The following is a 26,514-nucleotide window of genomic DNA, read 5'->3' as shown; positions in this document are numbered from 1 at the left end:
CTGCCCTTTGCAGCGTCAGACTCCCGCACTCGATCTGGAACCCCGCCCCCATGCGCCCCACCCTCCCCTACTCCCTGCTGGCCCTGTTCGTCGCTGGCACCGCCCAGGCCGCCAATCGCGTCGAACTCGACCAGGTGCTGATCCAGGACCGGCAGCAATCCGAACTGGAAGCCGCCGCCGAGCACCTGCGCGAGATCCCCGGTGCCAGCAACCTGGTGGACATGGACAAGGTCGGCCAGGGCCGGGTGGCCAGCAACCAGGACGTACTGGCCTACCAGCCTGGCGTATTCGCCCAGTCGGCGGGCAACGATGGCATCAAGCTGTCGATCCGTGGTTCGGGCATCAACCGCGCGCCGGGCGCCCACGGCTCGGGCGTGTACACAATGTTCGACGGCCTGCCGCTGACCGGCCCGGGCGGCACGCCCTATGAACTGTTAGAACCGCTGTGGTTGAGCCGCGCCGAAGTGCTGCGCGGCGCCAACGGCTTCGACCAGGGCTCGCTGGCCCTGGGCGGCGCGATCAACTACGTGACCCACACCGGCTACGATGCCGCGCCCTTGCAGGTGCGCTACGAAGTCGGCAGCCGTGGCTACCAGCGCCGGCACATCAGCTCCGGGCAGGTGCTGGGCAACCTCGACTACTACGTGGCCCTGACCGATGCCGAGTACGACGGCTACCAGGATCACAGCAGCGGCAGCGCCAAGGGCATCGCCGCCAACATCGGCTACCGCTTCAACCCAAACCTGGAGACGCGCTTCTACCTGCGCTACCGGGAAACCGAGAACGACCTGGCCGGGCGCCTGACCAAGGACCAGATCAAGCACCATCCCCGTGCCGCCAATCCGGCGTACCTGGCCCGCGACGACAGCCGCCCGCAACCGGGCAGCACCTGGGTGGGCAACAAGACCACCTTCTTCCTGGATGACGATTCACGCCTGGAGGCGGGGCTGGTCTATCACGACTACCCCATGGACCTGCGCGAAGGCCCGATGCGCCTTAAGGTCGCCTACACCGATGTCAGCGGCACGCTGAACTACTTGCGTCGCGACACCCTGTCCGGCCATGAGAGCAAGACCACCCTCGGTTGGCGTACCACCAAGCACCTGCCCAACAGCGGCGCCTCGCAGTTCGCTCGCCCCGGCGGCGACAACTTCGGCGCCCGCAGCCGCGATTTCAGCTACCAGGGTTCGGATACCGTGCTGCATGCGGGCAACGACCTGGAGCTGATCCCGAACCTGTGGCTGAGCACGGGCCTGGCGATGATCTATACCCGCCGCGAAAGCGACGTCACCTACCCGACCAGTGGCGGCAAGGTCAGCCAGCATGACTGGGACTACGCCCCACGCCTGGGCCTGCGTTACGACATCCGCCCTGACCTGCAGGTCTACGGCAACCTCAGTCGCTCGGTGGAGCCGCCGCACCCGTGGTCGCTGGTCTGGAGTGCGCCGGTCGCCAACCAGCCCATGAAGATGCAGAACCAGACCGCCACCACCCTCGAGCTGGGTGCCCGCGGCGACTCGGCACTGGGGCATTGGGACCTGGCCTGGTACTACGCCCAGGTACGCCACGAACTGTTGAACGTGGAAGTCGTGCAGGGTCTGCCGTTCAAGGAGTTCAATGCCAGCCCCACCGTGCACCAGGGCATCGAGGCCGGCCTGGACAGCCTGCTCTGGGAGCAACCCGGCACCGGCAAGCTCAGCCTGCGCCAGGCCTACACCTTCAGCGACTTCCACTACCGTGACGACGACAAGTTCGGCGACAACCGCCTGCCTGGCATCCCCATGCACTACTACCAGGCCGAACTGCGCTACGACTGGCCGAGCGGTTTCTACGCCGGGGTGAACACGCAGATGGCCTCCAAGGTGCAGGTGGACTACGCCAACAGCTACCACGCCGATGCCTACGCCCTGCTCGGCGCGCGCCTGGGCTGGGATTCGCCGAAACGGGACTGGCAGACCTGGCTCGACCTGCGCAACCTGACCAACAAGCGGTATGCGGCGACGGTGACACCGGGGTACAACGATGCCGGGCAGGACATCGCCCGCTCGACGCCGGGGGAAGGGTTCGGGGTGTATGCGGGGGTTTCCTACAGTTTCCGATAAATAGCTTGGGGCTACGATGCAGCCCATTCGCGGGTAAACCCGCTCCCACAGGTTTCGTGCAGTGCCCTGTGGGAGCAGGTTTACCCGCGAATGGCCCTTTCAGGATGGCAGTTGCACCTGCGGCTTGGTCGAGGCAAAGATCGCCCAGCTGGAAATGAACAACGCCGCGATCAACGGCCCGATCACGAAGCCATTGAGCCCGAACACCGCCAACCCGCCCAAGGTCGACACCAGCACCAGGTAATCCGGCATCCGCGTATCCTTGCCCACCAGGATCGGCCGTAGCAGGTTGTCCACCAACCCGATCACCAGCACGCCGAACGCCGTCAGCACGATCCCCTGCCAGATCGCCCCGGTCAGCAGGAAATACAGTGCCACCGGTCCCCAGACGATCCCCGCGCCCACCGCCGGCAATAGCGACAGGAACGCCATCAGCACCGCCCACACCAGCACGCTGGGAATGCCCAGCACCCAGAAGATCAGCCCACCCAGCGCCCCCTGGGTGATCGCCACCAGCAGGTTGCCCTTGACCGTGGCCCGCACCACGCGCTTGAACTTCAACTGCAGGCGGCGCTTCTGCTGCTCGGGCAGCGGCACCGCCTGGCGCACCTTGCGCGCCACCTCCGCGCCCTCGCGCAGGAAGAAGAACAGCAGGTAGAGCATGATGCCGAAGCTCACCAGGAACTCGAAGGTACCCTGGCCGAAGCTGAACGCCTGGCCGGCGAGGAACTGGCTGCCCTGGGTGGCCCACTTGGTGATCTTGTCGCGCAGGCCATCGAGGTTGCCCATGCCCATGCGGTCGAGGAAATGCTGGGCATAGACAGGCAGCATATCCTTGCCACGCTCGATATAGCCGGCAATGTCCAGCTGGCCGCTTTCGATGCGTTGGTACAGCGCCGCGCCCTCCTGCACCAGCAAGGCACTGATGATGATCACCGGCAGCACGGCGACCAGCAGGCAGGTGGCCAGCGCCGTCGCCGTGGCCAGGTTGCGCCGCCCGCCCAGGCGCAGCAGCAGATGGCGTTGCAACGGAGAGAATAGAATGCCGAGGATCACCGCCCAGAAGATCGCGCCGGAATACGGCAGCAGGATCCAGATGAAGGCGATGGTCACCAGTGCCAGCAGCACGGTCAGGGCTTTGTTCTGCAATACACTTTCGTTCATGGGCATTCCTCGGGGGCTCAACTGTTTAGTGCTCCGCGCATCGGCAAAAGTGCCGTTGATCCAGATCAATACCTGCACAGTGCAGCCGTCTTAGCATCCGCGCCTTTTGCCCCGGTGCGCACCATGAACTCTCCCGCCAAGCCCGAACTGCTCGCCCCCGCCGGCACCCTCAAGACCATGCGCTACGCCTTCGCCTACGGCGCCGACGCGGTCTATGCCGGCCAACCGCGCTATAGCCTGCGGGTGCGCAACAACGAGTTCGACCACGCCAACCTGGCCCTGGGCATCCAGGAGGCGCAGGCCCAGGGCAAGCGCTTCTACGTGGTGGTCAACATCGCCCCGCACAACGCCAAGCTCAAGACCTTCCTCAAGGACCTGGCGCCGGTGATCGAGATGGGCCCGGATGCGCTGATCATGTCCGACCCGGGGCTGATCATGCTGGTGCGCCAGCACTTCCCGCAGATGCCGATCCACCTGTCGGTCCAGGCCAACACGGTGAACTGGGCCAGCGTGCAGTTCTGGCAAGGCATGGGGCTGACCCGGGTGATCCTGTCACGGGAGCTGTCGCTGGAAGAGATCGAGGAAATCCGCCACCAGGTGCCGGAAATGGAGCTGGAAGTCTTCGTGCATGGTGCGTTGTGCATGGCGTATTCAGGGCGCTGCCTGCTGTCGGGCTACATGAACAAGCGCGACGCCAACCAGGGCACCTGCACCAATGCCTGCCGCTGGAAGTACCAGGCCACCCCGGCCAGCGAAAACGCCACGGGCGACATCGTTCGTGAATGCGAGCCGACCCTGGGCCTCGGCGCACCGACCGAACAGGTGTTCCTGCTCCAGGAGTCCAACCGCCCCGGCGAAGAGATGCCCGCCTTCGAGGACGAGCACGGCACCTACATCATGAACGCCAAGGACCTGCGCGCGATCCAGCACGTCGAGCGCCTGGCCCGGATGGGCGTGCACTCGCTGAAGATCGAAGGCCGCACCAAGTCGCACTTCTACTGTGCCCGCGCCGTGCAGTCCTACCGCCAGGCCATCGACGACGCCGTGGCCGGACGGCCGTTCGACCGCAGCCTGATGAGCAACCTCGAGTCCCTCGCCCAGCGCGGCTACACCGAAGGTTTCCTGCGCCGCCACGTGCACGACGAGTACCAGAACTACCAGCGCGGCAACTCGGTGTCCGAGCGCCAGCAGTTCGTCGGCGAACTGACCGGTGTGCGCGTGGACGGCCTGGCCGAAGTGAAGGTAAAGAACCGCTTCGCGGTGGGCGATCACCTGGAGCTGATGACCCCGCGCGGCAACTACCACTTCGACCTGCACCGCCTGTGCGACCGCCAGCAGCAGGCCATCGGGGTGGCGCCGGGCGACGGCCATGTGGTGTACCTGCCGATTCCCGAGCAGGTGTCGCTGGAGTTCGGCCTGCTGATGCGCGACCTGGAGAGTGGCGAGGCCGTTGCCTGACAAATCTGTAATCCGCGCCTCAGGTGGCTGACAGGCGCTGGCGACGACCATCGGTGTCATTCCCGATCGCGGGGCAAGCCCGCTCCCACCGTGGGAGCGGGCTTGCCCCGCGATCGGATGGACCTTGCCAGCACCGAGAACATGCCATGCCACCGACTCCAACCCGCCGCACCTTCGTCAAGGGCCTGGGTGCCGCCAGCGCCCTGGCCGGCCTCGGCCTCTGGCGCCCGCTGGCCCAGGCCGCCGAGGGCCGTCTGCCGCTGCATGACCTGAGCGGCCAGCAGTTCGACCTGTTCATCGGCCAGACCCCGGTCAACATCACCGGCCGCCCACGCACCGCGCAGACCATCAACGCCAGCCTGCCCGGCCCGCAGCTGCGCTGGCGCGAGGGCGACACCGTGACCCTGCGCGTGCGCAACCGCCTGGACCAGCCCACCTCGATCCACTGGCACGGCATCATCCTGCCGGCCAACATGGACGGCGTGCCGGGCCTGAGCTTCGCCGGCATCGAGCCCGGCGGCGACTACCTCTATCAGTTCACCCTGCGCCAGAGCGGCACCTACTGGTACCACAGCCACTCCGGGCTGCAGGAGCAGGCCGGCGTGTACGGCGCCATCGTCATCGAGCCCCGCGAACCCGAGCCGCACAAGTACCAACGCGACCATGTGCTGTTGTTCAGCGACTGGTCGGACCAGGCGCCGGAAGCCCTGATGGCCACCCTGAAGAAGCAGTCAGACGCCTTCAACTACCACAAGCGCACGGTCGGCAACTTCGTCGATGATGTTGCTGAGAACGGCTGGGGCAAGGCCGTCGACAATCGCTGGGCCTGGGCGAAGATGCGCATGAGCCCCACCGACCTGGCCGACATCAGCGCCGCCAGCTACACCTACCTGCTCAACGGCCAGCCCCCGGACGGCAACTTCACCTGCCTGTTCCAGCCCGGCGAGACCGTACGCCTGCGCCTGATCAATGCCTCGGCGATGACCTACTTCGACTTCCGCATTCCGGGCCTGAAGCTCACGGTGATCACCGCCGACGGCCTGCCGGTGACCCCGGTGACCGTGGACGAGCTGCGCATCGCCGTGGCCGAGACCTATGACGTGCTGGTCACCGTGGGCAACCTGCCCGCCTACACGCTGTTCGCCCAGAGCATGGACCGCACCGGCTTCGCCCGTGGCACCCTGGCCCGCGCGGCGGGTCTGCAGGCCCCCGTGCCCGAGCCGGACCCGCGTCCGGTGCTGACCATGGACGACATGGGCCACGGCGGCATGGGTGAGATGGACCATTCGAACATGCCAGCGATGGACCACGGCAATATGGCGGGCATGGACCACTCGAACATGGCCGGCATGGCCATGATGCAAGGCCACCCCGCCAGCGAAACCGACAACCCGCTGGTGGACATGCAGACCATGGCCCCCCGGGCCAACCTGGCCGATCCCGGCATCGGCCTGCGCGACAACGGCCGCCGGGTGCTGACCTACGCCGACCTGCGCAGCCCCTACTCCGACCCGGACGGACGCGAACCGTCGCGGGACATCGAGCTGCACCTGACAGGCCACATGGAACGCTTCGCCTGGTCGTTCGACGGCATCAAGTTCAGCGATGCCGAGCCGCTGCGCCTGAAATACGGCGAACGGGTGCGCATCACCCTGGTCAACGACACCATGATGACCCACCCCATCCACCTGCACGGCATGTGGAGCGACCTGGAGGATGAACAAGGGCGCTTCCTGGTGCGCAAGCACACCATCGACATGCCCCCCGGCAGCCGGCGCAGCTACCGCGTAACCGCCGATGCCCTGGGCCGCTGGGCCTATCACTGCCACCTGCTCTACCACATGGAGACCGGCATGTTCCGCGAGGTACGGGTCGATGAATGAGAACCGCAACCGCCACATCGTCACCGGTGTCGCGCTGATGGCCTTGCTGGCCAGTGAACGGGCCCTGGCCGCGGGCATGGACCACATGAACCATGGCGCCATGCAGATGGACCACGGCCAGGTGAACCACACCAGCATGCCCATGGACCACAGCCAGATGAACCACGCGGCGGCGGCCCCCGGCCAACCGCGCACACCGCTGCCGGTGATCACCGATGCCGATCGCCGCGCCGCCTTCCCGCCGTTGCCGGGGCATCAGGTGCACGACCGGGCGACCAACTGGGCAGTGATCGTCGACCAACTGGAGTACCAGAACTTCGAAAGCAGCGGCGCCCTGAACTGGAACGCCACTGCCTGGGTCGGCGGCGATATCGACCGCCTGTGGCTGCGCACCGAGGGTGAGCGGGAGCAAGGCAAGACCCACAAGGCCGAGCTGCAGGCCCTCTGGGGCCATGCCATCAGCCCCTGGTGGGAACTGGTCGGTGGCGTGCGCCAGGACTTCAAGCCCGCCAGCGGCCAGGGCTGGGCCGCCTTCGGCATCCAGGGCACGCCGCTCTACGGCCTGGAGCTGGAAGCCACCGCCTACGCCGGCGAGCGGCAGCAGACCGCGCTGCGCCTGGAGGCCGGTTACGCTATGCTGCTGACCAATCGCTGGGTCCTCGAACCGACCGTCGAGGCCAACTTCTTTGGTCGCAACGACGCCGGGCGCGAACAGGGCTCGGGGCTGGCCGAAAGCGAAGTGGGCCTGCGCCTGCGTTACGAGATCACCCGCGCGTTCGCGCCCTATGTCGGGGTCAGCTTCAACCGCCTGCACGGCAACCGCGCCGAGCAGGCCAGGGAGGATGGCGAGGACATCGGCCAGACCCGGCTGGTGGCCGGGGTTCGCCTGCGTTTCTGATGCACTCACGGTCTGCGTGGGAGCGGGCTTGCCCCGCGATGGATGGCACCGGCATTGCCGGTGATCGCGGGGCAAGCCCGCTCCCACGCAGACCGCCACCTGGCCATTGGATCATGCTGTTTCACAGGAGCTCCACCATGCTGCGCAAACACCTGCTCACCCTCGGCCTGCTGGCCGTCACCGGCCTGGCACAGGCCGCCGAGACCATCGATGTCTACCGCGACCCCAACTGCGGTTGCTGCAAGGAGTGGATCAAGCACCTGAGCGATAACGGCTTCACCGTCAACGACCACGTCGAGCCAAACATGAGCGCGGTCAAGCAGCGCCTGGGCGTCGAGCCACGCCTGGCGTCGTGCCACACCGGGGTGATCGACGGCAAGTTCGTCGAAGGCCATGTCCCGGCCGAGCAGGTGCGTCTGCTGGCCAAACGCAACGACCTCAAGGGTATCGCGGTGCCGGGCATGCCGATGGGTTCGCCGGGCATGGAAATGGGTGACCACAAGGACGCCTACCAGGTCATCGGCGTGACCCGGGATGGCCAGGATACCGTGGTCGCCAACTACTGATGCTCAGCCTCGGGGCGCTGTTCCTCAGCGCCTTCGGCGCCGCCACCCTGTTGCCGCTGCAGTCCGAGACCGTGCTGGTCGGGCTGCTGCTGCGCGAACCGGGCGCCTGGGCGACCCTGCTGCTGGTGGCCACGCTCGGTAACGTGCTCGGTTCCATCGTCAACTGGCTGCTGGGCCGGGCCATCGAGCACCTGCGCGAACGCCGCTGGTTCCCGTTCAGCGCCAGCCAGCTGGAACGCGCCCAGCAACGCTACCAGCGCTGGGGCCAGTGGTCATTGCTGCTGAGCTGGATGCCGGTGATCGGCGACCCGCTGACCTTGATCGCCGGGATCATGCGCGAGCCGTTCTGGCGTTTCGTGCTGCTGGTCACCCTGGCCAAGGGCGGGCGCTATATCGTGGTGGCAATGATCACCCTGGGCTGGTTTCACAGCGGGTGACCTAAAGGGATTCGAAAGGCTGGCCGGGGCCCTGAGGCTCCAGCCAGTCTCAAGCTCAAGCCGCGTCGGCAGCCTGCAGGTTGCCGAGCAGACGCCCTGCCATGTCCAGCTTCTTCTGCAGTGTGTCCACGAACGAGAGCGCAGAGTGGGCCTGCAACAGATCGGGTTCCAGCTTACGCTGCCCGAAGAGGTCGCCGTAGGAGTGGGTCTGCCCTATCGCCGTGTGGTCCAGCACCATTGAAGCGATTGCCTTTTCGGCGGCACTGCCATGCTCGGCAAGACGCTCCAGGTGCTCAAATGACTGAGAAAGCGGACTGGTCGGCCGTTGCAGCGAATGCATGGTCGCGTTGAAGTCATTACGCGTTGGCAGAGCGACCTCATCGTCGATCTTGACAAATCCGAGCTTGACGTCCTTCAACGATGTTAGCGGATCAGGCTGTCCGATGGTCGCCCCACCGTAACTCGCTTCAGGCTCCACAGGCTGTGCAGGGCTCGCTTCGGCCAAAGTGCCGGCTACCACCGAAGCGGCATCGTCGTATGCTTGCGCCACGACAACTGGCGCCAGCGCATCGGACTTCTGGGCGAACAGGTCGATGAACTCGGCATCGACCTCTTTGACAAACGCCACCACCGCTTCAGGTCCTACCTGCTCGGGATCCGGAAACTCGGCAAACTTCGAAGCCAGGAAAATCACCGCATCGAGCACCTTGGCGGCAGCCATCGGATCGTTCTGCATCAGTTTGATATTGTCCGGAAACTGGGCCTCTTGCAAAGAGTAGCCACCGACGATATCGACCTCGGTGATGCTCGTCCCAACCTTCAGCTCTGGCACAAGCTCGCCCAGCTTGACGACATTCGACAACAGGCAGTTGGCGTTACGCATGATATTGCTGCCCGTGAGCTGCTCCGTGTAACTGGCCATGAACTGCTCGGTTGGCAGATTCTCCTGCTTCGCCAGTATCCCGCTGGCCTGCGACCTCATGACATCCGGCAGCCCTTTGGCCATCTGCTCGTTTAATGAACGCATCATGTCCGGCGCCGAAGCCGTGGCCTGCGCGCCGCCCGTCGCCACACCGGGACGAAAGCCGAGGAACTCGGCAATCGCGATGAACAGGCGCATCAGGATGCCATGCTTCTGCGGCTCCTCGTGACGCGCCAGGCGCTGCGCTGACTCGCTGGTTTTCACCTGTGCGCAGTCACTGCTCTCGTTGACTGGATGCAACTGGGCGGCACACACCCAACTGGTTGAAACCGATTCGATCATTGTACAAACCTCTTCTTGCAGCATCGTTTAACTTGGGAAAAGACCACTCTCACACCCGCAAGAACCTGGATCCTTACGGCTTGCAACATCCTTGCAGGAAAGCTGACGTGCTCAGGCCATGATGCCCGCAGCCCTGATCCCCTGATTGTCGTTGCGCAGGATTTCCTGGATCAGTTGACGCAACTGATCGATCATCTTCGCCAGGTCATCGGTACAGCGCTGGAACAGCTCCTTCTGGTTGCCGGCAACCGCCGCCTCGAGCTCCTGCTCTTTTGCCCAGACATCCTGCAGCGACTTGATGGCATGGGCGATGCCAGTGCCGAAGGCTGCGCCGCTCTGGGCCACGCCATTGAGCGTATGCAGCGTGGTATTGCGGGTGTCGATGGCGTTCTGCAGGTGCTTGACCTCGATACGGTTCTCGGCAATCAGTTTTTTCGAGGCCATCGCAACCTCACCGGACTTGGCAAACTCGGCAGCATGGCTGGCTTGTTCCAGGCCCTTGATCGTGCGCGCATCCCCCAGGTTCTTGAGCATGCCGGTGGTGCCGCTGGTCAGGGTGAACGCGCCCAATGCACCACTGACGGCAGCCGAGGCGAACAGCGCATTGCTGGCGGTTCTCATCCAGCCGATCTGCTCCTTGCTCGCCAGCACGCTGACTTCGGCCTGGGTCCTGCGTCCCTGGGCGTTGCCGTCACGCACCTGCATGGCGGCGCGGAGAATCGCCAGCAGGCTCTCCAGGTCCTGGCTGCAGGGCGTGGCCTGCGGTGTATCCAGGCTTACCCGCCCTTGCATCTCGGCAAATACCGCGCGCGTCGCCGCGCAGGGCATGGCCAGCATCGCCCATAGCGGCAGCCCGGCCTTCTGCCCCTCGGTGACCGGCAGTTGGGCATCCACGTGGGACGAATGATCGACAGTGGAAATGGACAGATTCATGATTGACTCCTTGATCAGGCAATGACGTTTCGGCAAGCGATATCGGTGCAGGCCTTGCTGCGGTTGTTCAACAGTTCCAGTAGTTGCTCGAAGCGTTGCGCCTTCCCCGCGAGCAGTTGTTCAAGCGCCTTGGCCAACTGCTCGAGAAAACAGTGTCCCTGGTCCAGCAGCAGGCGCATTTCCGCCAGTTGCGCCTCGCTGCGCAGTGCCAACCCCTGCATCACCGAACTGGCCGCCTGCCCGGCGCTGGACAGCGTGGTGGTGGCCATGCTGGCGCCGGTCAGGGTCATCTGCAGCTTGGCCTGGGTGCCCGCGCTGGCGGTCGAGCTGACCCCGGTGGAGGCGACGCCCTGGATCTTCTGGCCCACTGAAAGGACCGTCTGCGCGACCTTGCCACTCACCTTGCCGGCCACCCTGGCGGCGACCACCGCAAGGCTGCCACCGCAGGTCAGCACCACCGAGGCCAGCGCCAGGGCGACCTCGACCGCCATCAGCACCGGCCCGAGGTACTTCATCACCGCCTTGGAGATATGCCCGTCCTCGGCCGCCTGGTTCAACGACATGGACACCACGCCCATGACGCCACCGGCGATCATCAAGGCGCCCGCGACGGCGCCAAGGCCAGTGGCGACCATGACGGTCCCCACCACGATGGAGACGATGGCTGCGGCCCAGCCGAAGACCTTGGCGAACACGCTCGCCGTGCCGGCGTCCTGGTGTCGCTGAGCCACCTCCTCCATCTTCTGCGCATTGAGCGCCATCTGCTGGCGGTTTTGCTCGGTGAGCTGACGTACCTGCTGCAGGTTCAGCTCGGTCTGGCGCGCACCCAACTGGCTCAGCAGTTCAGTGAGGCGGATATCCAGTTCAGCGTCGGAGATATCCCCGGCGAGTTGGCCGAGTATCAATGCACCGACATCAGGTACCGCGACCAGCACTGGTTGCATGAGGCCTTCAGCGTCGATCAGCTTGTCGAATGCCAACCCCTGATGCAGCCCCTTCGCCAGCGGCGCTGGAGGGTCCAATCGGACACTCATGTCTTGCTTGATCGTTGCGACGCTGGACGCTGTACCGGTCTCGCCGGGCAACTGGATCGCCGTGCCCGGCAGCAGCATTTCCGATTCGATTTCAGCCGGTATCAGGAGCGGCTGCGCCACAGACAGAAGCTCAATTCGCATGACGTGCGCCCTCCTTCTGCTGCAGGGCCTCGAGCAGTACCTGCGCCTGACCTGCCAGGCCGGCATGCTCGCTGTCTACCGCCAGGATCAGCGCCTGCTCGTAGCCGCTGCGCGCCGCTGCCAGGTCGCCCAGGTACTGGTGGCATTGCGCGCCATGGAAGCTGAAACGCGGGTCCTGCGGCGCGAGCATCGCGCCATAGGCATAAGCCGGCAATGCGTCCTGGTAGCGCTCAAGCGCCTGGTACGCGCCTGCCACGCCAAGAAACGCCCGGGGGTCATAATGGTCGAGTGCCGCCAGCCCCTTGAACAGCGTGAGCGCATCGTCCAGCCGTCCCGCCTGGTAGAAGTTGAACGCCTGGGCGTAAAGCGTTTCCAGTTGCGCCGCGCATACCCCGCGCAGCATGGCGAAGGTGCCGCCATCGCCAAAGAAGCGCTCGATCGCATCGACGTTGTTGGCATCGGCATCGTCGCCGGCCATCTGTTGTACTGCCGTCATCACCTACCTCAGTTCTGCAGAATCCTGGACAGCATCGAGAACCAGGTCTCGACGAACTTCATCATCACCTCGGTGGAGGTGGTGTAGCGCGAGCCCACGTCGTTGAGCAGGGTGGTCTGTTCGGTCACCTTGTCGTTGACGATGCGGGTGCGGTCGCTCAGGGCCTGGGAGAAATTGGCCAACGGGTTGTTGTCCTTGTCCCAGGCGTACTGCGCTTTCAGGTCGCTCATCGGCCCACTGACCTTTTGCAGGCGGCCGCCGTTTTCACTCGACGCAGAGGCAGATTGCGCGCCCTCGAGGAAATGCCGCACCGTGACGATCCCGTCCGACTGGAACGTATCCAGGCTCGAGAGCAATCGGCGCTCGGAGCTCTTCTCCCAACTGTCCGCATCTAGGTCGTAAAGCTTGCGGTCGAAGAGGTTGAAACCATCGTCTTCCAGCTTGAAGGTGCCCTTGTCGGCCATCACCATGTTGACCTTCGACTGGATCACACTGAAGATCTTCAGCTCCGCCGTAAGGCACTTGAGCTGCTCGCTGAGCTCGGTGCGCTCGGCCTTCTGCTTGCGCATGCGCAGGCCCATCGCCGCCATCACCAGCTCGTCCATGCACAGGCGCTCGCCCAGGTTCTGCAGCTGCAAGGGCGCTCCCGGCAACCAGCCGGCATAAGCCTCGAGCAATCGGTACAGCGCGTCGACATGCTGCTCGGGCAACGGTTGCGCCAACAGGCTCTCGAAATAGGGACGGCTCTGTGCCAGACGCGCTTGCCCCTCGGCCCCCAGCAACGTCTCGATGGCCTGCGACCGGTGCTCCGCGCTCAGCGGCTGGCCTTGGCCGTCCACGGCCACGATCCCGTGCTGATCCTGGATCGCCTCCAGCCGTTTGATATCCCGCCAGGTGTCCGGCGGCGCGACACGGTCTACGTACGGCAAAGGGACAGGGCGACTTCTTGCTTCAATAGAACTGCTCATCATCTGCATCCGGTTGGTCAGGTACCCTTCCTGGCACAAGGCCGGGGTACATGCCGATGAAGTCTATTGAGGTGCAAGCGGCCGCTCCGTCAGACCCGGCCGCGATTTTGTAGTTTGTGGGTACGCTTTCTGACGCCAGGCTGGCGTCAGCCGATGCGCCCCAATGGCTGGATGTTGATCTGCGTGGTGAGTTCCTGGAAGGACAGCACCGGCAAGTCGAAATAGATGCCCTCGACCAGCTTGCGCACATAGCGGCGGATATCCATCGACACCACCAGCACGGGCCTTGCCTGGGCATCCTGCAAGTCGCCCACCACGGCTTTCACCTGGGCGAGAAAGGTGTCGCTCTGCGCAGGCTCCAGGGCCAGGTAGCTGCCGGCACTGGTCTGGCGGATGCCGTTGCGGATCATCTCCTCGACCGCCGGATCCAGCAGGTAGGCCGGCAGCAGGTTGTGCCCGCTGGCGTACTTGTAGCAGATATAGCGCTTGAGGCTGCTGCGCACGTATTCGGCCAGCTGCACCACGTCCTTCTCTTTCTGCCCCCACTCCACCAAGGCTTCGAGGATCGAGCGCATGTTGCGGATCGAGATACCCTCGCCCACCAGCCGCTGGAACACCTCGGTGATGCGCTGCAACGGCAGGATGCGCTGCACCTCCTTGACCAGCTCCCCATAGCCCTGCTCCATCTGCTCCAGCAGGTAGCGGGTCTCCTGGATACCGATGAAGTCCCCGGCGTATTCGCACAAAACCTGCGACAGGTGCCAGGCAAGCACCTGGTCAATCGCCAGGAAGGCGCATCCGGCGCGCTCCAGACGCTCGCGCTGGGCCTGCTCCACCCACAGCGCTGCCCGTCCTGGCAGCAGGGCTTCGCCTTCCTCGTAGGGCACGCCGACAAGCGCCAGCTGGCTGGGCTTTTCCTGGACCAGCAGCCGTTCCGGCATCAGCCTGCCACGCGCCACCGGCACTTCCTGCAACAGGATGCGGTACTCGCCGGGGCCGAGCACGCTGCTGAAACGCAGGCGGATACCGGGAAACGGCACGCCATGATCCAGATACAGCGCCTGGCGGACCCGCGCCAGCTCGTCGTTCAGCGAGGCAGCCTCCAAGGCGGCTTGCAGGCCACTGTCCACATCGATGAGCAAGGGCACCGTCAAGGCGAACGCTTGCGCGTCAGCGGCCGTCTTCGCCTTGCCGGAAGGCTTGAGCGTGGGGGCGCCAGCGCCATTGGCCAGCAACGCCGGCAGGCCACCAGTGTGCAGCCGGCCCTCCTCCGCGATGCGCCGTTGGCGGATCGCCCACCAGCCACCGCCCCCGACCAGCAGTGCCAGGGTAAGGAAAGTGACCGTCGGAAAGCCTGGAACAAGCCCGAACAACACCAGCAATGCGCCGCCGATCATCAGGGCCTTGGGTTGCGCCATTACCTGGTTGCCGATATTCGCCCCAAGGTCGCGCGCCCCTTCGCCATCGCGGGTGACGATGATGCCGGCTGTGATGGCGATCAGCAGCGCCGGCACCTGGCTGACCATGCCATCGCCCACGGTAAGCACCGCGTAGAGCTGCAAGGCGTCAGCCGCGCTCATGCCCTTCTGCATCACGCCGATGGCCAGGCCCGCCAGCAGGTTGACCACGATGATCACCAGCCCGGCGATGGCGTCGCCCTTGACGAACTTCATCGCCCCGTCCATGGCTCCATACATCTGGCTGGCCTTCTCCACCTCGCCACGGCGCTCGCGAGCCTCGTTGACGTCGATGACTCCGGCGCGCAGATCGCCATCGATGCTCATCTGCTTGCCCGGCATGGCATCGAGGGAAAACCGCGCGCTGACCTCCGCCACCCGCTCGGCGCCCTTGGTGATGACCAGGAACTGCACGATGGTGATGATCAGGAACAGGATGCAGCCCACCACCAGGTTGCCGCCGACCACGAAGTCGCCGAAGGTCTGCACGATCTGCCCGGCGTCGGCCTCCAGCAGGATCATCCGCGTGGTGCTGATCGACAGTGCCAGGCGAAACAGCGTGGTGACCAGCAGCACCGAGGGAAACACCGAGAAATGCAGCGGCGATACGACATACACCGACATCATCAGCAGCACCACGGCGATGGTCATGTTCAGGGCGATCAGCAGGTCCAGCAACAGCGGTGGCAACGGCAAGATCATCATGAACACCACCGCCAGCAGCATCACGGCCAGCATCAGGTCCTTGCGCGCGCCGATATGGCCAAGCACCCGGGTCAAGGTGTTCATGGGTGGGCCTTGCGTCGCAGGTACTCGGCGAAGGTGGCCTGGGCCTGCTCCAACCGGCCCGCCATCTGCTGCGCCTGGCTCAGGCACAGCCACAGGGGGGCCCGCTGCTCACCGGCGTCACGCAGCGCCAGGCACTGCTGCTCGGCACGCGCCCAGTCGCCCAGTTCCAGCGTCGCCACCACCCAGGCGCGGCGCCCGGCGAGGTGATCGGGATCAACCCGCAACAGCACCTCCAGCAACGTATGCGCGCCCTCGGGCCGGCCACATCGCAGGTGCAGCCAGGCCAACAGCTGCAGGACATCACGCTGTTCAATCGTCAATTGCATCTATTCATACCTTGAGCAGAAGGTTGGCGTAGCACGCCAGCGTATGCCGGTCGGCCAGCAATGCCTGCAGCAGCGCCGCCGCCTGGCGGTTCTCGCGGGCCTGGGTGTTGAGGAGTTGCTCCGCCAGGGCGTCCAGCGTCGTGGCGAAGCGCTGCGGGTCGTACAGGGCATGCAGTTCCTGTTCGGGGCTGGCGTAGGACAGACGCAGGCGTTCCATCCGATGCCGCGGGTACAGTTCACGCAGATGAGCCTGCACGGGTTGCCCCGGCATCGGCAGCGGTTCGCCAGCCGGCCGTGGCAACGCAGTGTCGGCTGCCAATGACGGCAACCACAGGTCAGGGAGCTGCCCGGCTCGCTCGATCACGCTCATGCCGTGAGCACTTCGACACGCACCCGCGACAGCAGCCGGCAAGCCTCATGCAGTACCTGCTCGGTCACCCGGTGCTCATCAAGGCTGACCAGCAACACCAGGCGGTCGTCAGGCAGCAGGCCGCAACGCAGCAGTTGGCCAGGCGCCTGATGATCATGGACCTGCCTGAGCGCACTCGACAGGGCACGTTCAAACAGTGCTCCATGCACGGGAAAGGTCAGCCAGAGTGTCAACTGCCCTGCCTGTCGCTCAAACTGCACGACACCGATATCCGCAAGTTCCAGACGCTGAAAGGTCTCCTGCGGATGCGCCAGAATCACTCCCTGATCGCGACAGAATCGGACCATGGCTTCAGTACACAAGTCCATGCTCACGCCTCCCGCCCGCCATGCAGCGACGCTTCTTCGTCGTCGATGAGCTGGTCCATGGTCAACTGACAGATCGCCAGCAGGTGCTCGCGCTGGACCTCTTCGCTGAACACCTGCAAGGGCAGCAGGCGAAAGATCCGCCGCAGTTCACGCAGGCAATGGACACGTTGAGCGCCAGGGGCCAGCGGCAGCGCGGCGAGCAGGCGCAGGATGTCCTGTTCGGTGATCCAGCGCTTGTCGAGCAGCGCCAACAGGTCGCTGACCAGATCAGAAGGCCCGTACGCCACTGGGCTCTCCGGCAAGCTGGCGGAACAGCGCGGCCGTGTCGCTTTCCAGTTTCTTGAGGGCCTGCACCAGCTTCATGTCGCTGATGACCTGCTGCAGCTGGTTGCTGTCCAGGTGCGAGGACGGCCCGCTGATATGACTGGCCAGGCCGTTGAGCATGAACTGGGCGATATCGCCGATGGCCGCATCGCCGAAGCGTGCGCGCAAGTCGTCCCAGGCGTGCCGGAGCCCGCGATAACCGCACAGGAAGTCGCAATAAACCTCGCGCAGCGCGGCCACCTCGGCGACACCCTGCTCCTGGGTCGCCTGTGCCAGCGGACCGATCTCGATCCCCAGTTCGATCGCCTGGCCTTGCGTCTGCGCCATGCTTGCCATGGCTTGGTCCAGCTTGCCGAGCAAGTCGCGGGTATCAGCCGCCTTGCCCAATGCATCACGGGCATAGGCCAGGGCCAGGTAGCGATGGCAGGCTTCGCCGGAGAAGCCATCCAGGCGTGCCTCCAGCTCCCCCGGTGTCAGATGAGGATGCTGACGCAACCAGGCCACCAGTTCATCCAGGGCGCGGCGCTGGACGTCCGGCACCTTGGCCAGCATCTCCTCGGCCGCCTGGCCCGCCTGCTGCCCATGCAGGCGCGCATCGGTGACGCGACTGCGGGCACTGAGCCGGGCATTGGCCAGCGACGAGAATGCCATCGACAGCTCCTCCGCCATCTCGGCCTGCTGCCCCATCGGGGTCACCTGCCGCGCCTGGACGGTTGCCTGCGCCTCCCAGCCGCCCCCCATGTCCACCATCGGGTCAACCCGGGCAAAGCCGATGCCTTCGCTCATCCCCACCTCACTTCGAAATAAATGAATGAGCGGCATGCTAGAGGCAAGCCAGCAGCCGTACTGTCATCGTCGGGCGCTTCTTTTTAGCCTTCCGGCGCGCGCAACACATAGCGACCGGAATCTAAAAACATGCGACTCACAGTGAAATCCATCCCCGGGCAGGCTTCCTAGAATGGTCCCCTTCATTCACGCACCCACATCGTACCCATGTCGCCATCGCTGCTGCAGATTCCCCAGACCCTGAAGTCTGCCGTGAACGGCGCCACCCTGGTCCAGGTCAACGGCAAGGTCACCCAGGTCACCGGCACCCTGATCCGTGCGCTGGCGCCCGGCGTGCAGGTCGGCGAGCTATGCCGACTGCGCAGGCCCAACCATGAGCAGGCGCTGCTGGCCGAGGTCATCGGCCTGCAACAGGACCAGGCGTTGCTCGCCCCGCTGGGCGACATGCAGGGCCTTTGCACGCGCACCGAGGTCTGCCCCACCGGGAGCATGCACCGCGTGGGCGTGGGGGATCATTTGCTGGGAACAGTGCTTGACGGCTTCGGCAACCCGCTCGACGGCAGCATGCCGGCCACACCACAGGCCTGGTACCCGGTGCACCGGGATGCGCCGGCGCCCTTGAGCCGCAAGCTGGTCGACACGCCCTTGAGCCTGGGCATCCGTTGCATCGATGGGCTGCTCACCTGCGCCGAGGGGCAGCGGGTCGGCATCTTCGCCCCTGCCGGCGGCGGCAAGAGCACGCTGCTGGCCTCGTTGATGCGCAACGCGAAGGCCGACGTGATCGTCCTTGCGCTGATCGGCGAGCGCGGTCGCGAGGTGCGCGAGTTCATTCATCACGAGCTTGGCGAACACGGGCTGCGCCGCGCGGTGCTGGTGGTTTCGACCTCCGACCGCCCGGCGATGGAGCGGGCCCGGGCGGGCTTCGTCGCCACCACCGTGGCCGAGTATTTCCGCGACCAGGGTTGCAAGGTCCTGTTGCTGATGGACTCGCTGACCCGCTTCGCCAGGGCCCAACGCGAGATCGGCCTGGCCGCGGGTGAACCGCCGACCCGACGCGGCTTTCCGCCCTCGGTGTTCGCCCAGTTGCCACGCCTGCTCGAGCGCGCCGGGCACTCGGACAAGGGCTCGATCACCGCGCTCTACACCGTGCTGGTGGAGGGCGACGACCTGAACGAACCGATCGCCGAGGAAACCCGCTCGATCCTCGATGGCCATATCGTGCTGTCACAGGCGCTGGGGGCGGCCAACCACTACCCGGCCATCGACGTGCTGCGCTCGGTCAGCCGGGTCATGCACCAGGTGGTCAGCCCTGCCCACCGTGCCGCCGCCAGCCAGTTGCGCCAGTGGATGGCGCGCTATGAAGACGTCGAACTGCTGCTGCGAGTCGGCGAATACTCCCGAGGCCAGGACCCTGCCGTGGACCTGGCCATCGACAAGCACGATGCCATTCGTGCCTGGCTGTGCCAGGCACCGCACGAACACAGTTCGCTGCAGCAGAGCCTCGAACAACTGCTGGAGATCGCCCGGTGCCCTTGACCACCCTGTTATCCATCAAGCAACGCCGACTGCAACGGGCCGAGCACGAAGCGCGCAATCAGCAGGCCCGCTTGCAGGCGGCACAGGCGGACAAGGCAAAATCGCTCGAGGCGCACCTGACGTATCGGTGCTGGTCCCGCGAAGAGGAGCAGCGCCTGTTCGATGCGCAGGTGGGGCGCCTGACCAAGCGCCATGACCTGGAACAGTGGCGTCGCCAGGTCGGCCTGCTCGGCGAGCGGGAAGCGAGCCTGCGTGGACAAGTCGTGGCCTGCGAGAATGCACTGGCGCGCCAGCACACCGCACGCCAGCAGGCGCAAGCGAAACTTGCCCAGGCCAGACAACAGCTGGACAGCTTCAAGCAACTGCACGAGCAGGCATCCCGGCAAGCCGCTCGGCGCACAGAGCACAGCCAGGAGCTCGAAGTGGAGGAGTGCCATGGCCAGGGAGGCTCGCCATGCTGAACACCCAGCCTGTTCCTGCGCTGCCGGACAACCCATTGCCTGACCCGCCTGAACGTGGGCCTTGCAACGAGCAGCGACTGTTGTTCGAACACCTGCTGGAAATTCCACGGTTCAAGCGCAGCGCGCCGCAGGATACAGGCCTTCGACCTGCCCGGGACGAGGCCAGCCCTGAACGCCCTGTCACCCAAGTGGTCCTGAGCATGGCTGCCTTGATCGCAAAGTGCCCACCCGCCTGCGCAGCAGAACGACCTGCGCTGATCGAGAACGTCATCGAACGCCCCCTTCCGGAGCCCATGCCAGCGGTACTTGATGAGGTCGAGCCGACCTCATTGACCGAGGCAAGCCGTGCCGATGCGGGCCTGCAAACCGTCCGCGACAGTACCGACAACGTGCCGGATCGTCTGCTACCCAGTGATATCGAGCCAATCCTTGCGCCCCCTGCCTCATCGGGCGAGCGCCCCCTGATCGACAGGGCCTTGCCGGCAACTGTCGCGGCCCCCATCCAGGATCTGCAGACGCTTGTGGAGCGCCTGCAATTGCAACTGTTCGCCAGCAGGACGGGTACCCGCGAACAGGCCCTGTTGCAGGTGCAGTTACCTCAGCTGGGCCATGTCGAAGTACGCATGAACCCTGTGAGCGCTGGCCTGCAGGTGGAGATCCAGGCGGCGCCAGCCGCCCTCCGGCAATTGCAGGTAGCCGGTACGGACCTGCTTGAGCGTCTGCAACGGCTCGATCCCGCGCAGCCGGTCAGCCTCGGCTTCGGCGCAAATGGCGACAGCCAGCAAGGCTCACGCAACAAGCGCCATGTAGAGGACGAAGGCTGGCCTGAACCATGAGTACATTGAACTTGCCTGCCGCCCACACCCAGGAACTGCGCTTGCAGCAGTTACTGAGCCATCGCCAACCCCATTATGCCGACGATCAAGGGCAGGTCTCGCTGAGTGTCAGCGTTCCAGGCGATGACCTGGATCTGGCCGTGCAGATCGATTGGCTCGGCGTACCGACTCGCCTGCTGTGTCGTCGGCAGCAGCTGGCGCAATGGCTTGCACCGCAGTTGCAGGCCGCCGACTTTGCCAGCCTCCCCAGCGCACTGCAGTTGGCGGTGCTGCAACGGGACACTCCTCGCCTGCCCGGCCTGCAATGCCTGGGCATCGAGCCAGCAGAAACCATCGACCGCACACCCGGTCTGCAAGTGACGCTGAGCAGCACGCAAGGCCTGCTGCCCTGCTGGGTGCAAGGCGACAGCGAGCGCCTGCTGACGGTCTTGCCACGGCGTCCACTGCGCGAACGCCTGAACATCCTGCTGAACCTCTCGCTGCAGTGGCGACCCCTCGAACTGACGTTGCACGAGCTGCGCGACCTCGGCACGGGCGACATCCTGCTGCTGCCCGCAGGTACGCCAAGCTCCCCGCGACTGTTTGGCGTGCTCGATGGCCACCCCTGGGCCGAACTGCAACTCGACGACACACACCTGGAGCTAGTCCGCATGCACGACACCCCCCCTGTGACCGACACCGCCCTGGAAACACTGGAGCAACTACCAATACCGGTCAGTTTCGAAGTCGGTCGCCAGACCCTCGACCTGCACACGCTGTCGACCCTGCAACCTGGAGCGCTGATCGAACTGCATAGCCCGCTGGATGCCCAGGTGCGTATCCTCGCCAACCAGCGCTGTGTCGGCACCGGTCTGCTGGTGCAGATCGACGGCCGCCTCGGGGTGCGGATCAACCGCCTGCTGGAACAGCAACCGACATGATCCAGCTGCCGAACGAACTGAGCCTGATCCTCGGCCTGGCGCTGCTGTCGCTGGTGCCCTTCATCGCGGTCATGGCCACCTCGTTCCTGAAGATGGCCGTGGTCTTCTCGTTGCTGCGCAATGCCCTGGGTGTCCAGCAGATTCCGCCGAACATGGCCCTGTACGGCCTGGCGATCATTCTCAGTATCTACGTCATGGCCCCGGTGGGCATGGCTACCTACGACTACCTGAACGCCCATGAAACGACCCTCGGCGATGCCCGCTCAGTCGAACGTTTTCTCGACGAAGGCATGGCGCCGTTTCGCGCCTTCCTCGATGGCCAGGTCAACGAGCGCGAACGCGCCTTCTTCCTCGATAGCGCCCGCCAGCTATGGCCCAGCCACTACGCCGAGCGGGTCGATGGCAACGGCCTGCTGGTGCTGCTGCCGGCGTTCACCATCAGCGAGCTGAGCCGGGCCTTTGAGATCGGTTTCCTGATCTGCCTGCCCTTCATCGCCATCGACCTGATCATCTCCAACATCCTCCTGGCCATGGGCATGATGATGGTCTCGCCGGTGACCATTTCACTGCCCTTCAAGCTGCTGCTGTTCGTCCTGCTCGACGGCTGGGGGCGACTCTCCCATGGCCTGGTGCTGAGTTACGGAGGCTGACATGCACAGTACCGAAGTGTTGCACTTCGCCAGCCAGTCGCTGTGGCTGGTGCTGGTCCTTTCCCTGCCGACAGTATTGATGGCCGCGCTGGTGGGCACCCTGGTATCCCTGGTGCAGGCGTTGACCCAGGTGCAGGAACAGACCCTGGGCTTCGTCGCCAAGCTGGTGGCGGTGGTCGTCACCCTGTTCGTCACCGCCGACTGGATGGGCAGCGAGCTATACCGCTACACCGACCTGGTGCTCAACCGGATTCCCTCGGTGCGATGACGGTCCAGACACTTGAACAGATGCTGCTGGGCTTCAGCCTGATCCTGCCCCGCTTGTTCGGCTGTTTCCTCCTGCTGCCGATCCTCGGCAAGCAGGTGCTGGGCGGCGCGCTGGTGCGCAATGGCGTGGCCTGTTCGCTGGCGCTGTTCATCTACCCCAGCGTGGCCGGTACCCTGCCCGCCGAGCTGGACGGGTTGCAGCTGGGGCTGCTGATCGGCAAGGAAGTGCTGCTCGGCCTGCTGCTGGGCTTTGTGGTGGTCATCCCGTTCTGGGCCCTGGAGGCCTGCGGTTTTCTCATCGACAACCAGCGCGGCGCCACCCTGGCCTCCACCCTCAACCCGCTGCTGGGCAGCCAGACCAGCCCCACCGGCACCTTGCTGGCGCAGACGCTCCTTACCCTATTCTTCACCGGCGGCGCCTTCCTGGGGTTGCTGGGGGCACTGCTGGGCAGTTACGCCAGCTGGCCGGTGGCAAGCTTCTACCCGCACATCGGCAGCCAGTGGAACACCTTCTTCCTGGCCCAGTTCGATTACCTGCTGGCCCTGTGCGTGCTGTTCGCAGCACCCTTGCTGATCGCCATGTTCCTCGCCGAACTCGGCCTGGCCCTGGTCAGCCGCTTCGCGCCGTCGCTGAACGTGTTCATCCTGTCCATGCCGATCAAGAGCCTGGTCTGCAGCACGCTACTTGTGCCGTACCTGGTCCTGCTGATGACACTGGCCGAGGATCAGGTGTCCATCGCGCTGGCCAAGGCAAGTCTGCTCGCTCCGTTGCTGGAGCAACCATGAGCAGCGAGAAAACTGAACAGCCCACACGGGCAAAATTGCGCGATGCGCGCCGCAACGGTCAGGTGGCCAAGAGCAAGGAGCTGGTCTCCACGGTGCTGATCCTGAGCCTGGTTGCGTTGCCCATGGCTTTTCCCGACTACTTTCTCGGGCATCTGCGTGAGCTGATGATGCTCCCCGCCCCCCTGCTCCACCTGCCCTTTCGCCAAGCGCTGGAGCTGATGCTCGAGCAACTGCTGCATGAGTTGCTATGGCTCACCCTGCCGTTCCTACTGACGGCCGTGCTCGCCGCCATCGCCGGCAACCTGCTGCAGACCGGCTTCGTGTTCAGCGGCCAGTCGCTCTCACCCGACCTGAAGAAAGTCAGTCCACTGGAGGGGGTGAAACGAATCTTCTCGGTCAGGAACGTGTTCGATTTCCTCAAGTCGTCGCTCAAGGTACTGCTGCTCGGCGCGCTGGTGCTTGGCCTGCTCAGCGACCACCTGCGCACGCTGCTGCGGGTGTCATCGTGCGGCATCGAGTGCATCCTGCCGTTGCTGGGCAGCCTGATGGGCAGACTGATCGGGGTCTGTGCCGTGGGTTTCCTGGCGATCTCGGCAGCCGACTACGGCCTGGAGCGCTGGCAGCATCTCAAGCAATTGCGCATGAGCAAGGAAGAGGTCAAGCGCGAGCACAAGGAGATGGAGGGCGCCCCCGAGCTCAAGCGCGAGCGCCGCAAGCGCCATCGCGAAATGCACAACGGCACGTTGCGCGCGGATGTCAGGCGCTCGTCGGTCATCGTCGCCAACCCGACCCATATCGCCGTGGGCCTGCGCTACAAACCCGGGGAAACACCCTTGCCGCTGGTCACCCTCAAGTACACCGACGAGCAGGCCCTGCTGGTGCGGCGGATTGCCGAGGAAGAAGGAGTACCGGTGCTCGAACGTATTCCCCTGGCCCGGGCGCTATTCGCCGACAGCCGGGTGGAGCAGTACATTCCCGGCGAGTTGATCCAGCCAGTGGCCGAGGTGATTCGCTGGTTGCAGGCGCAGGAGGAGATGGCATAGATAACGTAAACCACAGGCAAACCAAGGTCCCTGTGGGAGCAGGTTTACCCGCTCCCACAGGGATCGCGCCAGATTCTAAAAATTGAGCAAGACAGTTGCTCCCACAGGTCCAGGACAATGGAGATGGGAGCGCTAGACCAGGATCCCACGCTGCGGCAATGGCCGGCGCACAGGCACGGTTTCTGCGCGCTCCCTCGCCAGATTCCGAGCAGGCTGGCGAAGCTGTGTCCAGAACACCTGGAGCAACGCATCGCGCTCCTGATCATCACGGATCGCCCGCGCGGCTGCGGCCAACACGGCATCGTTCATGGCGTTCCAGCCTCATCGTCAAGGTGCCGTTGCGTCAGCGCCCGCTGCAACGCGGCCAACTGCCCTTCGATACTGGCATCGATCACGCAGCCTGCGGTCTCCAGGCGACAGCCGCCTCGCGCTAGCCTGGCATCGGCGCATACCTCGACAGGCCCGACCTCGGGATATAGCGCGAGCACTTCATCCAAACGCTGGCGAACCTCAGGCAACTGATCGGGCCCTACGTGCAGCAACAACGCTTCCATTGGCTGAACCTGCGCCAGCGCCTGACGGGTCGCGGCCAGTGTCAGCTCGATATCAGGGTACTCCCCCAGCACCTTGCACACGGCCTGGCGCACCACCTCGCTCATCTGCTGGTCGACCTGGCGATAGAAGGCATCGCAGCGCAAGCGTGTCCCATGCAGCAACGCCACCTGTTCGATGGCGGCCATTTCCAGCCCGACCTCCCGCCCGAGCCGCTGATGCTCCTCGAGCACCGCATCGGCCCGGGCATCGATATCCCGGGCACGCTGACGTGCGTTTTCGGTCAGTACGCTGGCATCGAGGTACTGCTGATAGTCAGTGCTGCGCAATACGTTCAGGCTCGGGTCGATCATCGGCCGGGCCTCATTCAACTCAATAAATGGCAACATTCCGGGCTCCTGTCTCGGGCCACTTTCAGGCAAAGGGTGCGTGCCAGGACGCGTTGTTCATCGTCCATCGGCCAAGTCGGCATTGCAGTCACGGCGGGCAGGCGCAGGTTCAGACGCCGAGCGAACCCCGAATCGACCTCACCGCATGCCTGCAGCCAGAACGCCAAGCCACAACCAGGCAGGTACGCGTCCAGGTCACCGGCTGGCAGCGCCTGTTGCCAGCCCACAGGCCAAGGGCCAATGACGAGACACCACTTTTCCAGGCAATAGCGCAGGCCCTGTGGGTTGAGTGCCGCCCGCAACCGCGCCTGCCCCGACCGTTCGAGTACTTGTCGGATGGCCTGGCCATGCAGCAGGCCGCCCAAACTGGCCAACACCCGCTCCAACGCCGGCTGTGAAAACAGGGCCAGCCTACCGAGTCGTTCTGGCAAGTCGAACGGCTCGCACAGCGCCAGCACCGACATCAGCCAGCCGTTGACCTCGCGACTCTCCCGCCAGTACGGCAAGGCCTGAACCATCTGATCCAGCGCTTCGGGACAGTGGGTCGAATGCAGGTAGTGCGCCGGGCAGTAACGAAACTGGAACTCGGTCATGCTCTCTGACGCCACCACAGGTACTGCGCCAGGTTGCTCAGTACCAGCACCCCGAGCAGCACGCCCAGCAGCGCCACAAGCCGCCAGCGCGAACCTTCCAGAACCTGGATCGACAACAGCGTGACATGGCGCAGGCCCGCCAGCGGTTGACGCGCCTGGTTCGACGGCACCAGCACCACGCTGATGCGCTCGTAGTCCAGGCCTTCGATGCTGTTGCTCAACAGCTGTTTCATCTGCCCGATGTACAGCTCCAGCGCCGCATCCGCCGCATGTTTGATAAAGATCGACGCCGACGCTACGCCGGCCTGCGCGCGCAGGCCGTCACGGGGCTCCGGCAATACCACGTGCACCCGGGCCACCAGTACACCATCGATCTCCGACAAGGTCCGCGACAGTTCCTGTGACTTCACATAGGTCAGCCGCGCCTGTTCCTCCAAGGGCGAGGAGATCAGGCTGTCCCGGGGAAACACGTCATTGACCGTGGAGAACATCTCCCGCGGATAGCCCTGACGCTTGAGCGCCGCCACCGCGTGGCCGATATCGGCTTCGTCGATCAGGATCTTCACCTTGCCGTCCTTGTCCTGGGCCTTCACCGCCGCGATGCCCTCGGTGTCCAGCACCGCGAGCATTTCGTTGGCCTCGCGCTGGGCGAGGCCAAGGTAAAGCTCGACCCTGCACCCGCCCAGTGTCAGCACTGCCAGAAGCAGCATGCACTGC

30 protein-coding genes are annotated in these 26,514 nt (G+C 64.9%); 14 read left to right on the top strand and 16 right to left on the bottom strand.

Annotated elements, in window-relative coordinates:
• The first annotated feature begins 50 nt into the window (after positions 1-50).
• Entirely contained in the window at positions 51-2,102 is a 2,052-nt protein-coding gene (locus NMG10_RS19555) for a TonB-dependent receptor (RefSeq protein ID WP_254464962.1), read from the top strand.
• Positions 2,103-2,201: 99 nt separating this feature from the next.
• Here the strand turns inward: NMG10_RS19555 and NMG10_RS19550 are convergent, their stop codons facing one another.
• Positions 2,202-3,266 (bottom strand): AI-2E family transporter, encoded by a 1,065-nt coding sequence (locus NMG10_RS19550; RefSeq protein WP_254464961.1) that lies wholly within the window; start codon positions 3,264-3,266, stop codon positions 2,202-2,204.
• A gap of 123 nt (positions 3,267-3,389) precedes the next feature.
• Between NMG10_RS19550 and yegQ the strand changes: the two genes are divergently transcribed.
• From yegQ to NMG10_RS19525, 5 genes are all read left to right on the top strand, one after another.
• Entirely contained in the window at positions 3,390-4,724 is a 1,335-nt protein-coding gene (gene yegQ / locus NMG10_RS19545) for a tRNA 5-hydroxyuridine modification protein YegQ (protein ID WP_254464960.1), read from the top strand.
• 146 nt (positions 4,725-4,870) lie between these two features.
• Entirely contained in the window at positions 4,871-6,607 is a 1,737-nt protein-coding gene (locus NMG10_RS19540; protein ID WP_254464959.1) for a copper resistance system multicopper oxidase, read from the top strand.
• Positions 6,600-7,505 carry a copper resistance protein B gene (locus NMG10_RS19535; RefSeq protein ID WP_254464957.1) on the top strand — a complete coding sequence of 302 codons (906 nt, stop codon included), beginning with the start codon at positions 6,600-6,602 and terminating at the stop codon, positions 7,503-7,505. The genes NMG10_RS19540 and NMG10_RS19535 overlap by 8 nt, the downstream gene beginning before the upstream one ends.
• A gap of 137 nt (positions 7,506-7,642) precedes the next feature.
• Positions 7,643-8,071: a DUF411 domain-containing protein gene (locus NMG10_RS19530; protein WP_203652022.1), complete on the top strand. Its 429-nt coding sequence runs from the start codon at positions 7,643-7,645 to the stop codon at positions 8,069-8,071.
• Positions 8,071-8,508, top strand: coding sequence for a YqaA family protein (locus tag NMG10_RS19525; protein WP_254464955.1), 438 nt, complete (start codon positions 8,071-8,073; stop codon positions 8,506-8,508). The genes NMG10_RS19530 and NMG10_RS19525 overlap by 1 nt, the downstream gene beginning before the upstream one ends.
• Before the next feature lie 55 nt (positions 8,509-8,563).
• Here the strand turns inward: NMG10_RS19525 and NMG10_RS19520 are convergent, their stop codons facing one another.
• From NMG10_RS19520 to NMG10_RS19470, 11 genes are all read right to left on the bottom strand, one after another.
• Entirely contained in the window at positions 8,564-9,772 is a 1,209-nt protein-coding gene (locus NMG10_RS19520) for a hypothetical protein (protein WP_254464953.1), read from the bottom strand.
• A 111-nt stretch (positions 9,773-9,883) separates the two neighbouring features.
• Entirely contained in the window at positions 9,884-10,705 is an 822-nt protein-coding gene (locus NMG10_RS19515) for a hypothetical protein (protein ID WP_254464952.1), read from the bottom strand.
• A 14-nt stretch (positions 10,706-10,719) separates the two neighbouring features.
• On the bottom strand, positions 10,720-11,880 hold the full coding sequence (sctE, locus tag NMG10_RS19510; protein WP_254464950.1) for a type III secretion system translocon subunit SctE: 1,161 nt from the start codon (positions 11,878-11,880) through the stop codon (positions 10,720-10,722).
• Entirely contained in the window at positions 11,870-12,376 is a 507-nt protein-coding gene (locus tag NMG10_RS19505; protein ID WP_254464948.1) for a SycD/LcrH family type III secretion system chaperone, read from the bottom strand. The genes sctE and NMG10_RS19505 overlap by 11 nt, the downstream gene beginning before the upstream one ends.
• 8 nt (positions 12,377-12,384) lie before the next feature.
• Positions 12,385-13,305 (bottom strand): virulence-associated V antigen, encoded by a 921-nt coding sequence (locus NMG10_RS19500; protein WP_254464946.1) that lies wholly within the window; start codon positions 13,303-13,305, stop codon positions 12,385-12,387.
• 185 nt (positions 13,306-13,490) lie between these two features.
• Positions 13,491-15,590 (bottom strand): type III secretion system export apparatus subunit SctV, encoded by a 2,100-nt coding sequence (gene sctV / locus NMG10_RS19495; RefSeq protein ID WP_203652005.1) that lies wholly within the window; start codon positions 15,588-15,590, stop codon positions 13,491-13,493.
• The gene (locus tag NMG10_RS19490) at positions 15,587-15,916 is read right to left on the bottom strand and encodes a type III secretion protein (RefSeq protein WP_254464944.1); all 330 of its coding nucleotides are present in this window, start codon (positions 15,914-15,916) and stop codon (positions 15,587-15,589) included. Before NMG10_RS19490 ends, sctV begins: the two co-directional genes overlap by 4 nt.
• A 4-nt stretch (positions 15,917-15,920) precedes the next feature.
• Positions 15,921-16,286, bottom strand: a complete 366-nt coding sequence (locus tag NMG10_RS19485) for a hypothetical protein (protein WP_203652001.1) — start codon at positions 16,284-16,286, stop codon at positions 15,921-15,923.
• Complete coding sequence (locus tag NMG10_RS19480) at positions 16,283-16,654, bottom strand: hypothetical protein (protein ID WP_232857014.1); 372 nt, start codon at positions 16,652-16,654, stop codon at positions 16,283-16,285. The genes NMG10_RS19485 and NMG10_RS19480 overlap by 4 nt, the downstream gene beginning before the upstream one ends.
• A 2-nt stretch (positions 16,655-16,656) precedes the next feature.
• Positions 16,657-16,941 carry a TyeA family type III secretion system gatekeeper subunit gene (locus NMG10_RS19475; RefSeq protein ID WP_203651998.1) on the bottom strand — a complete coding sequence of 95 codons (285 nt, stop codon included), beginning with the start codon at positions 16,939-16,941 and terminating at the stop codon, positions 16,657-16,659.
• Positions 16,922-17,764: an HrpJ domain-containing protein gene (locus tag NMG10_RS19470; RefSeq protein WP_232857013.1), complete on the bottom strand. Its 843-nt coding sequence runs from the start codon at positions 17,762-17,764 to the stop codon at positions 16,922-16,924. The genes NMG10_RS19475 and NMG10_RS19470 overlap by 20 nt, the downstream gene beginning before the upstream one ends.
• A 207-nt stretch (positions 17,765-17,971) precedes the next feature.
• On the opposite strand from NMG10_RS19470, the gene sctN reads away from it, so the two are divergent.
• The 8 genes from sctN to sctU are packed head-to-tail and all read left to right on the top strand — an operon-like array spanning position 17,972 to position 24,263.
• A complete protein-coding gene (gene sctN / locus NMG10_RS19465) occupies positions 17,972-19,300 on the top strand; it encodes a type III secretion system ATPase SctN (RefSeq protein WP_232857012.1) in 1,329 nt (442 codons plus the stop codon).
• On the top strand, positions 19,291-19,761 hold the full coding sequence (locus tag NMG10_RS19460) for a YscO family type III secretion system apparatus protein (RefSeq protein ID WP_203651996.1): 471 nt from the start codon (positions 19,291-19,293) through the stop codon (positions 19,759-19,761). The genes sctN and NMG10_RS19460 overlap by 10 nt, the downstream gene beginning before the upstream one ends.
• Positions 19,755-20,597, top strand: a complete 843-nt coding sequence (locus NMG10_RS19455) for a type III secretion system needle length determinant (protein WP_254464942.1) — start codon at positions 19,755-19,757, stop codon at positions 20,595-20,597. The genes NMG10_RS19460 and NMG10_RS19455 overlap by 7 nt, the downstream gene beginning before the upstream one ends.
• Positions 20,594-21,517 carry a type III secretion system cytoplasmic ring protein SctQ gene (gene sctQ, locus NMG10_RS19450; RefSeq protein ID WP_254464940.1) on the top strand — a complete coding sequence of 308 codons (924 nt, stop codon included), beginning with the start codon at positions 20,594-20,596 and terminating at the stop codon, positions 21,515-21,517. The genes NMG10_RS19455 and sctQ overlap by 4 nt, the downstream gene beginning before the upstream one ends.
• Entirely contained in the window at positions 21,514-22,167 is a 654-nt protein-coding gene (sctR, locus tag NMG10_RS19445; protein ID WP_254464939.1) for a type III secretion system export apparatus subunit SctR, read from the top strand. Before sctQ ends, sctR begins: the two co-directional genes overlap by 4 nt.
• A gap of 1 nt (position 22,168) precedes the next feature.
• Positions 22,169-22,435 (top strand): type III secretion system export apparatus subunit SctS, encoded by a 267-nt coding sequence (gene sctS, locus NMG10_RS19440; RefSeq protein WP_232857008.1) that lies wholly within the window; start codon positions 22,169-22,171, stop codon positions 22,433-22,435.
• Entirely contained in the window at positions 22,432-23,220 is a 789-nt protein-coding gene (gene sctT, locus NMG10_RS19435) for a type III secretion system export apparatus subunit SctT (RefSeq protein WP_254464937.1), read from the top strand. The genes sctS and sctT overlap by 4 nt, the downstream gene beginning before the upstream one ends.
• Positions 23,217-24,263, top strand: a complete 1,047-nt coding sequence (gene sctU / locus NMG10_RS19430; RefSeq protein ID WP_254464936.1) for a type III secretion system export apparatus subunit SctU — start codon at positions 23,217-23,219, stop codon at positions 24,261-24,263. Before sctT ends, sctU begins: the two co-directional genes overlap by 4 nt.
• Before the next feature lie 132 nt (positions 24,264-24,395).
• Here the strand turns inward: sctU and NMG10_RS19425 are convergent, their stop codons facing one another.
• The 4 genes from NMG10_RS19425 to sctJ are packed head-to-tail and all read right to left on the bottom strand — an operon-like array spanning position 24,396 to position 26,507.
• Positions 24,396-24,572 carry a hypothetical protein gene (locus tag NMG10_RS19425; RefSeq protein WP_254464935.1) on the bottom strand — a complete coding sequence of 59 codons (177 nt, stop codon included), beginning with the start codon at positions 24,570-24,572 and terminating at the stop codon, positions 24,396-24,398.
• Positions 24,569-25,204, bottom strand: a complete 636-nt coding sequence (locus NMG10_RS19420) for an HrpE/YscL family type III secretion apparatus protein (RefSeq protein ID WP_254464934.1) — start codon at positions 25,202-25,204, stop codon at positions 24,569-24,571. The genes NMG10_RS19425 and NMG10_RS19420 overlap by 4 nt, the downstream gene beginning before the upstream one ends.
• Positions 25,183-25,797 carry a SctK family type III secretion system sorting platform protein gene (locus NMG10_RS19415; RefSeq protein WP_254464932.1) on the bottom strand — a complete coding sequence of 205 codons (615 nt, stop codon included), beginning with the start codon at positions 25,795-25,797 and terminating at the stop codon, positions 25,183-25,185. The genes NMG10_RS19420 and NMG10_RS19415 overlap by 22 nt, the downstream gene beginning before the upstream one ends.
• On the bottom strand, positions 25,794-26,507 hold the full coding sequence (gene sctJ / locus NMG10_RS19410) for a type III secretion system inner membrane ring lipoprotein SctJ (protein WP_232857002.1): 714 nt from the start codon (positions 26,505-26,507) through the stop codon (positions 25,794-25,796). Before sctJ ends, NMG10_RS19415 begins: the two co-directional genes overlap by 4 nt.
• Positions 26,508-26,514 lie beyond the last annotated feature (7 nt).

It is taken from the genome of Pseudomonas sp. DVZ6, from assembly GCF_024259445.1.
In the GTDB taxonomy this organism is placed as follows: Bacteria; Pseudomonadota; Gammaproteobacteria; order Pseudomonadales; family Pseudomonadaceae; genus Aquipseudomonas; species Aquipseudomonas peradeniyensis.
The sequence above is the reverse complement of the archived record's forward strand: the minus strand, read 5'-3'. Positions and strand labels throughout refer to the sequence as shown.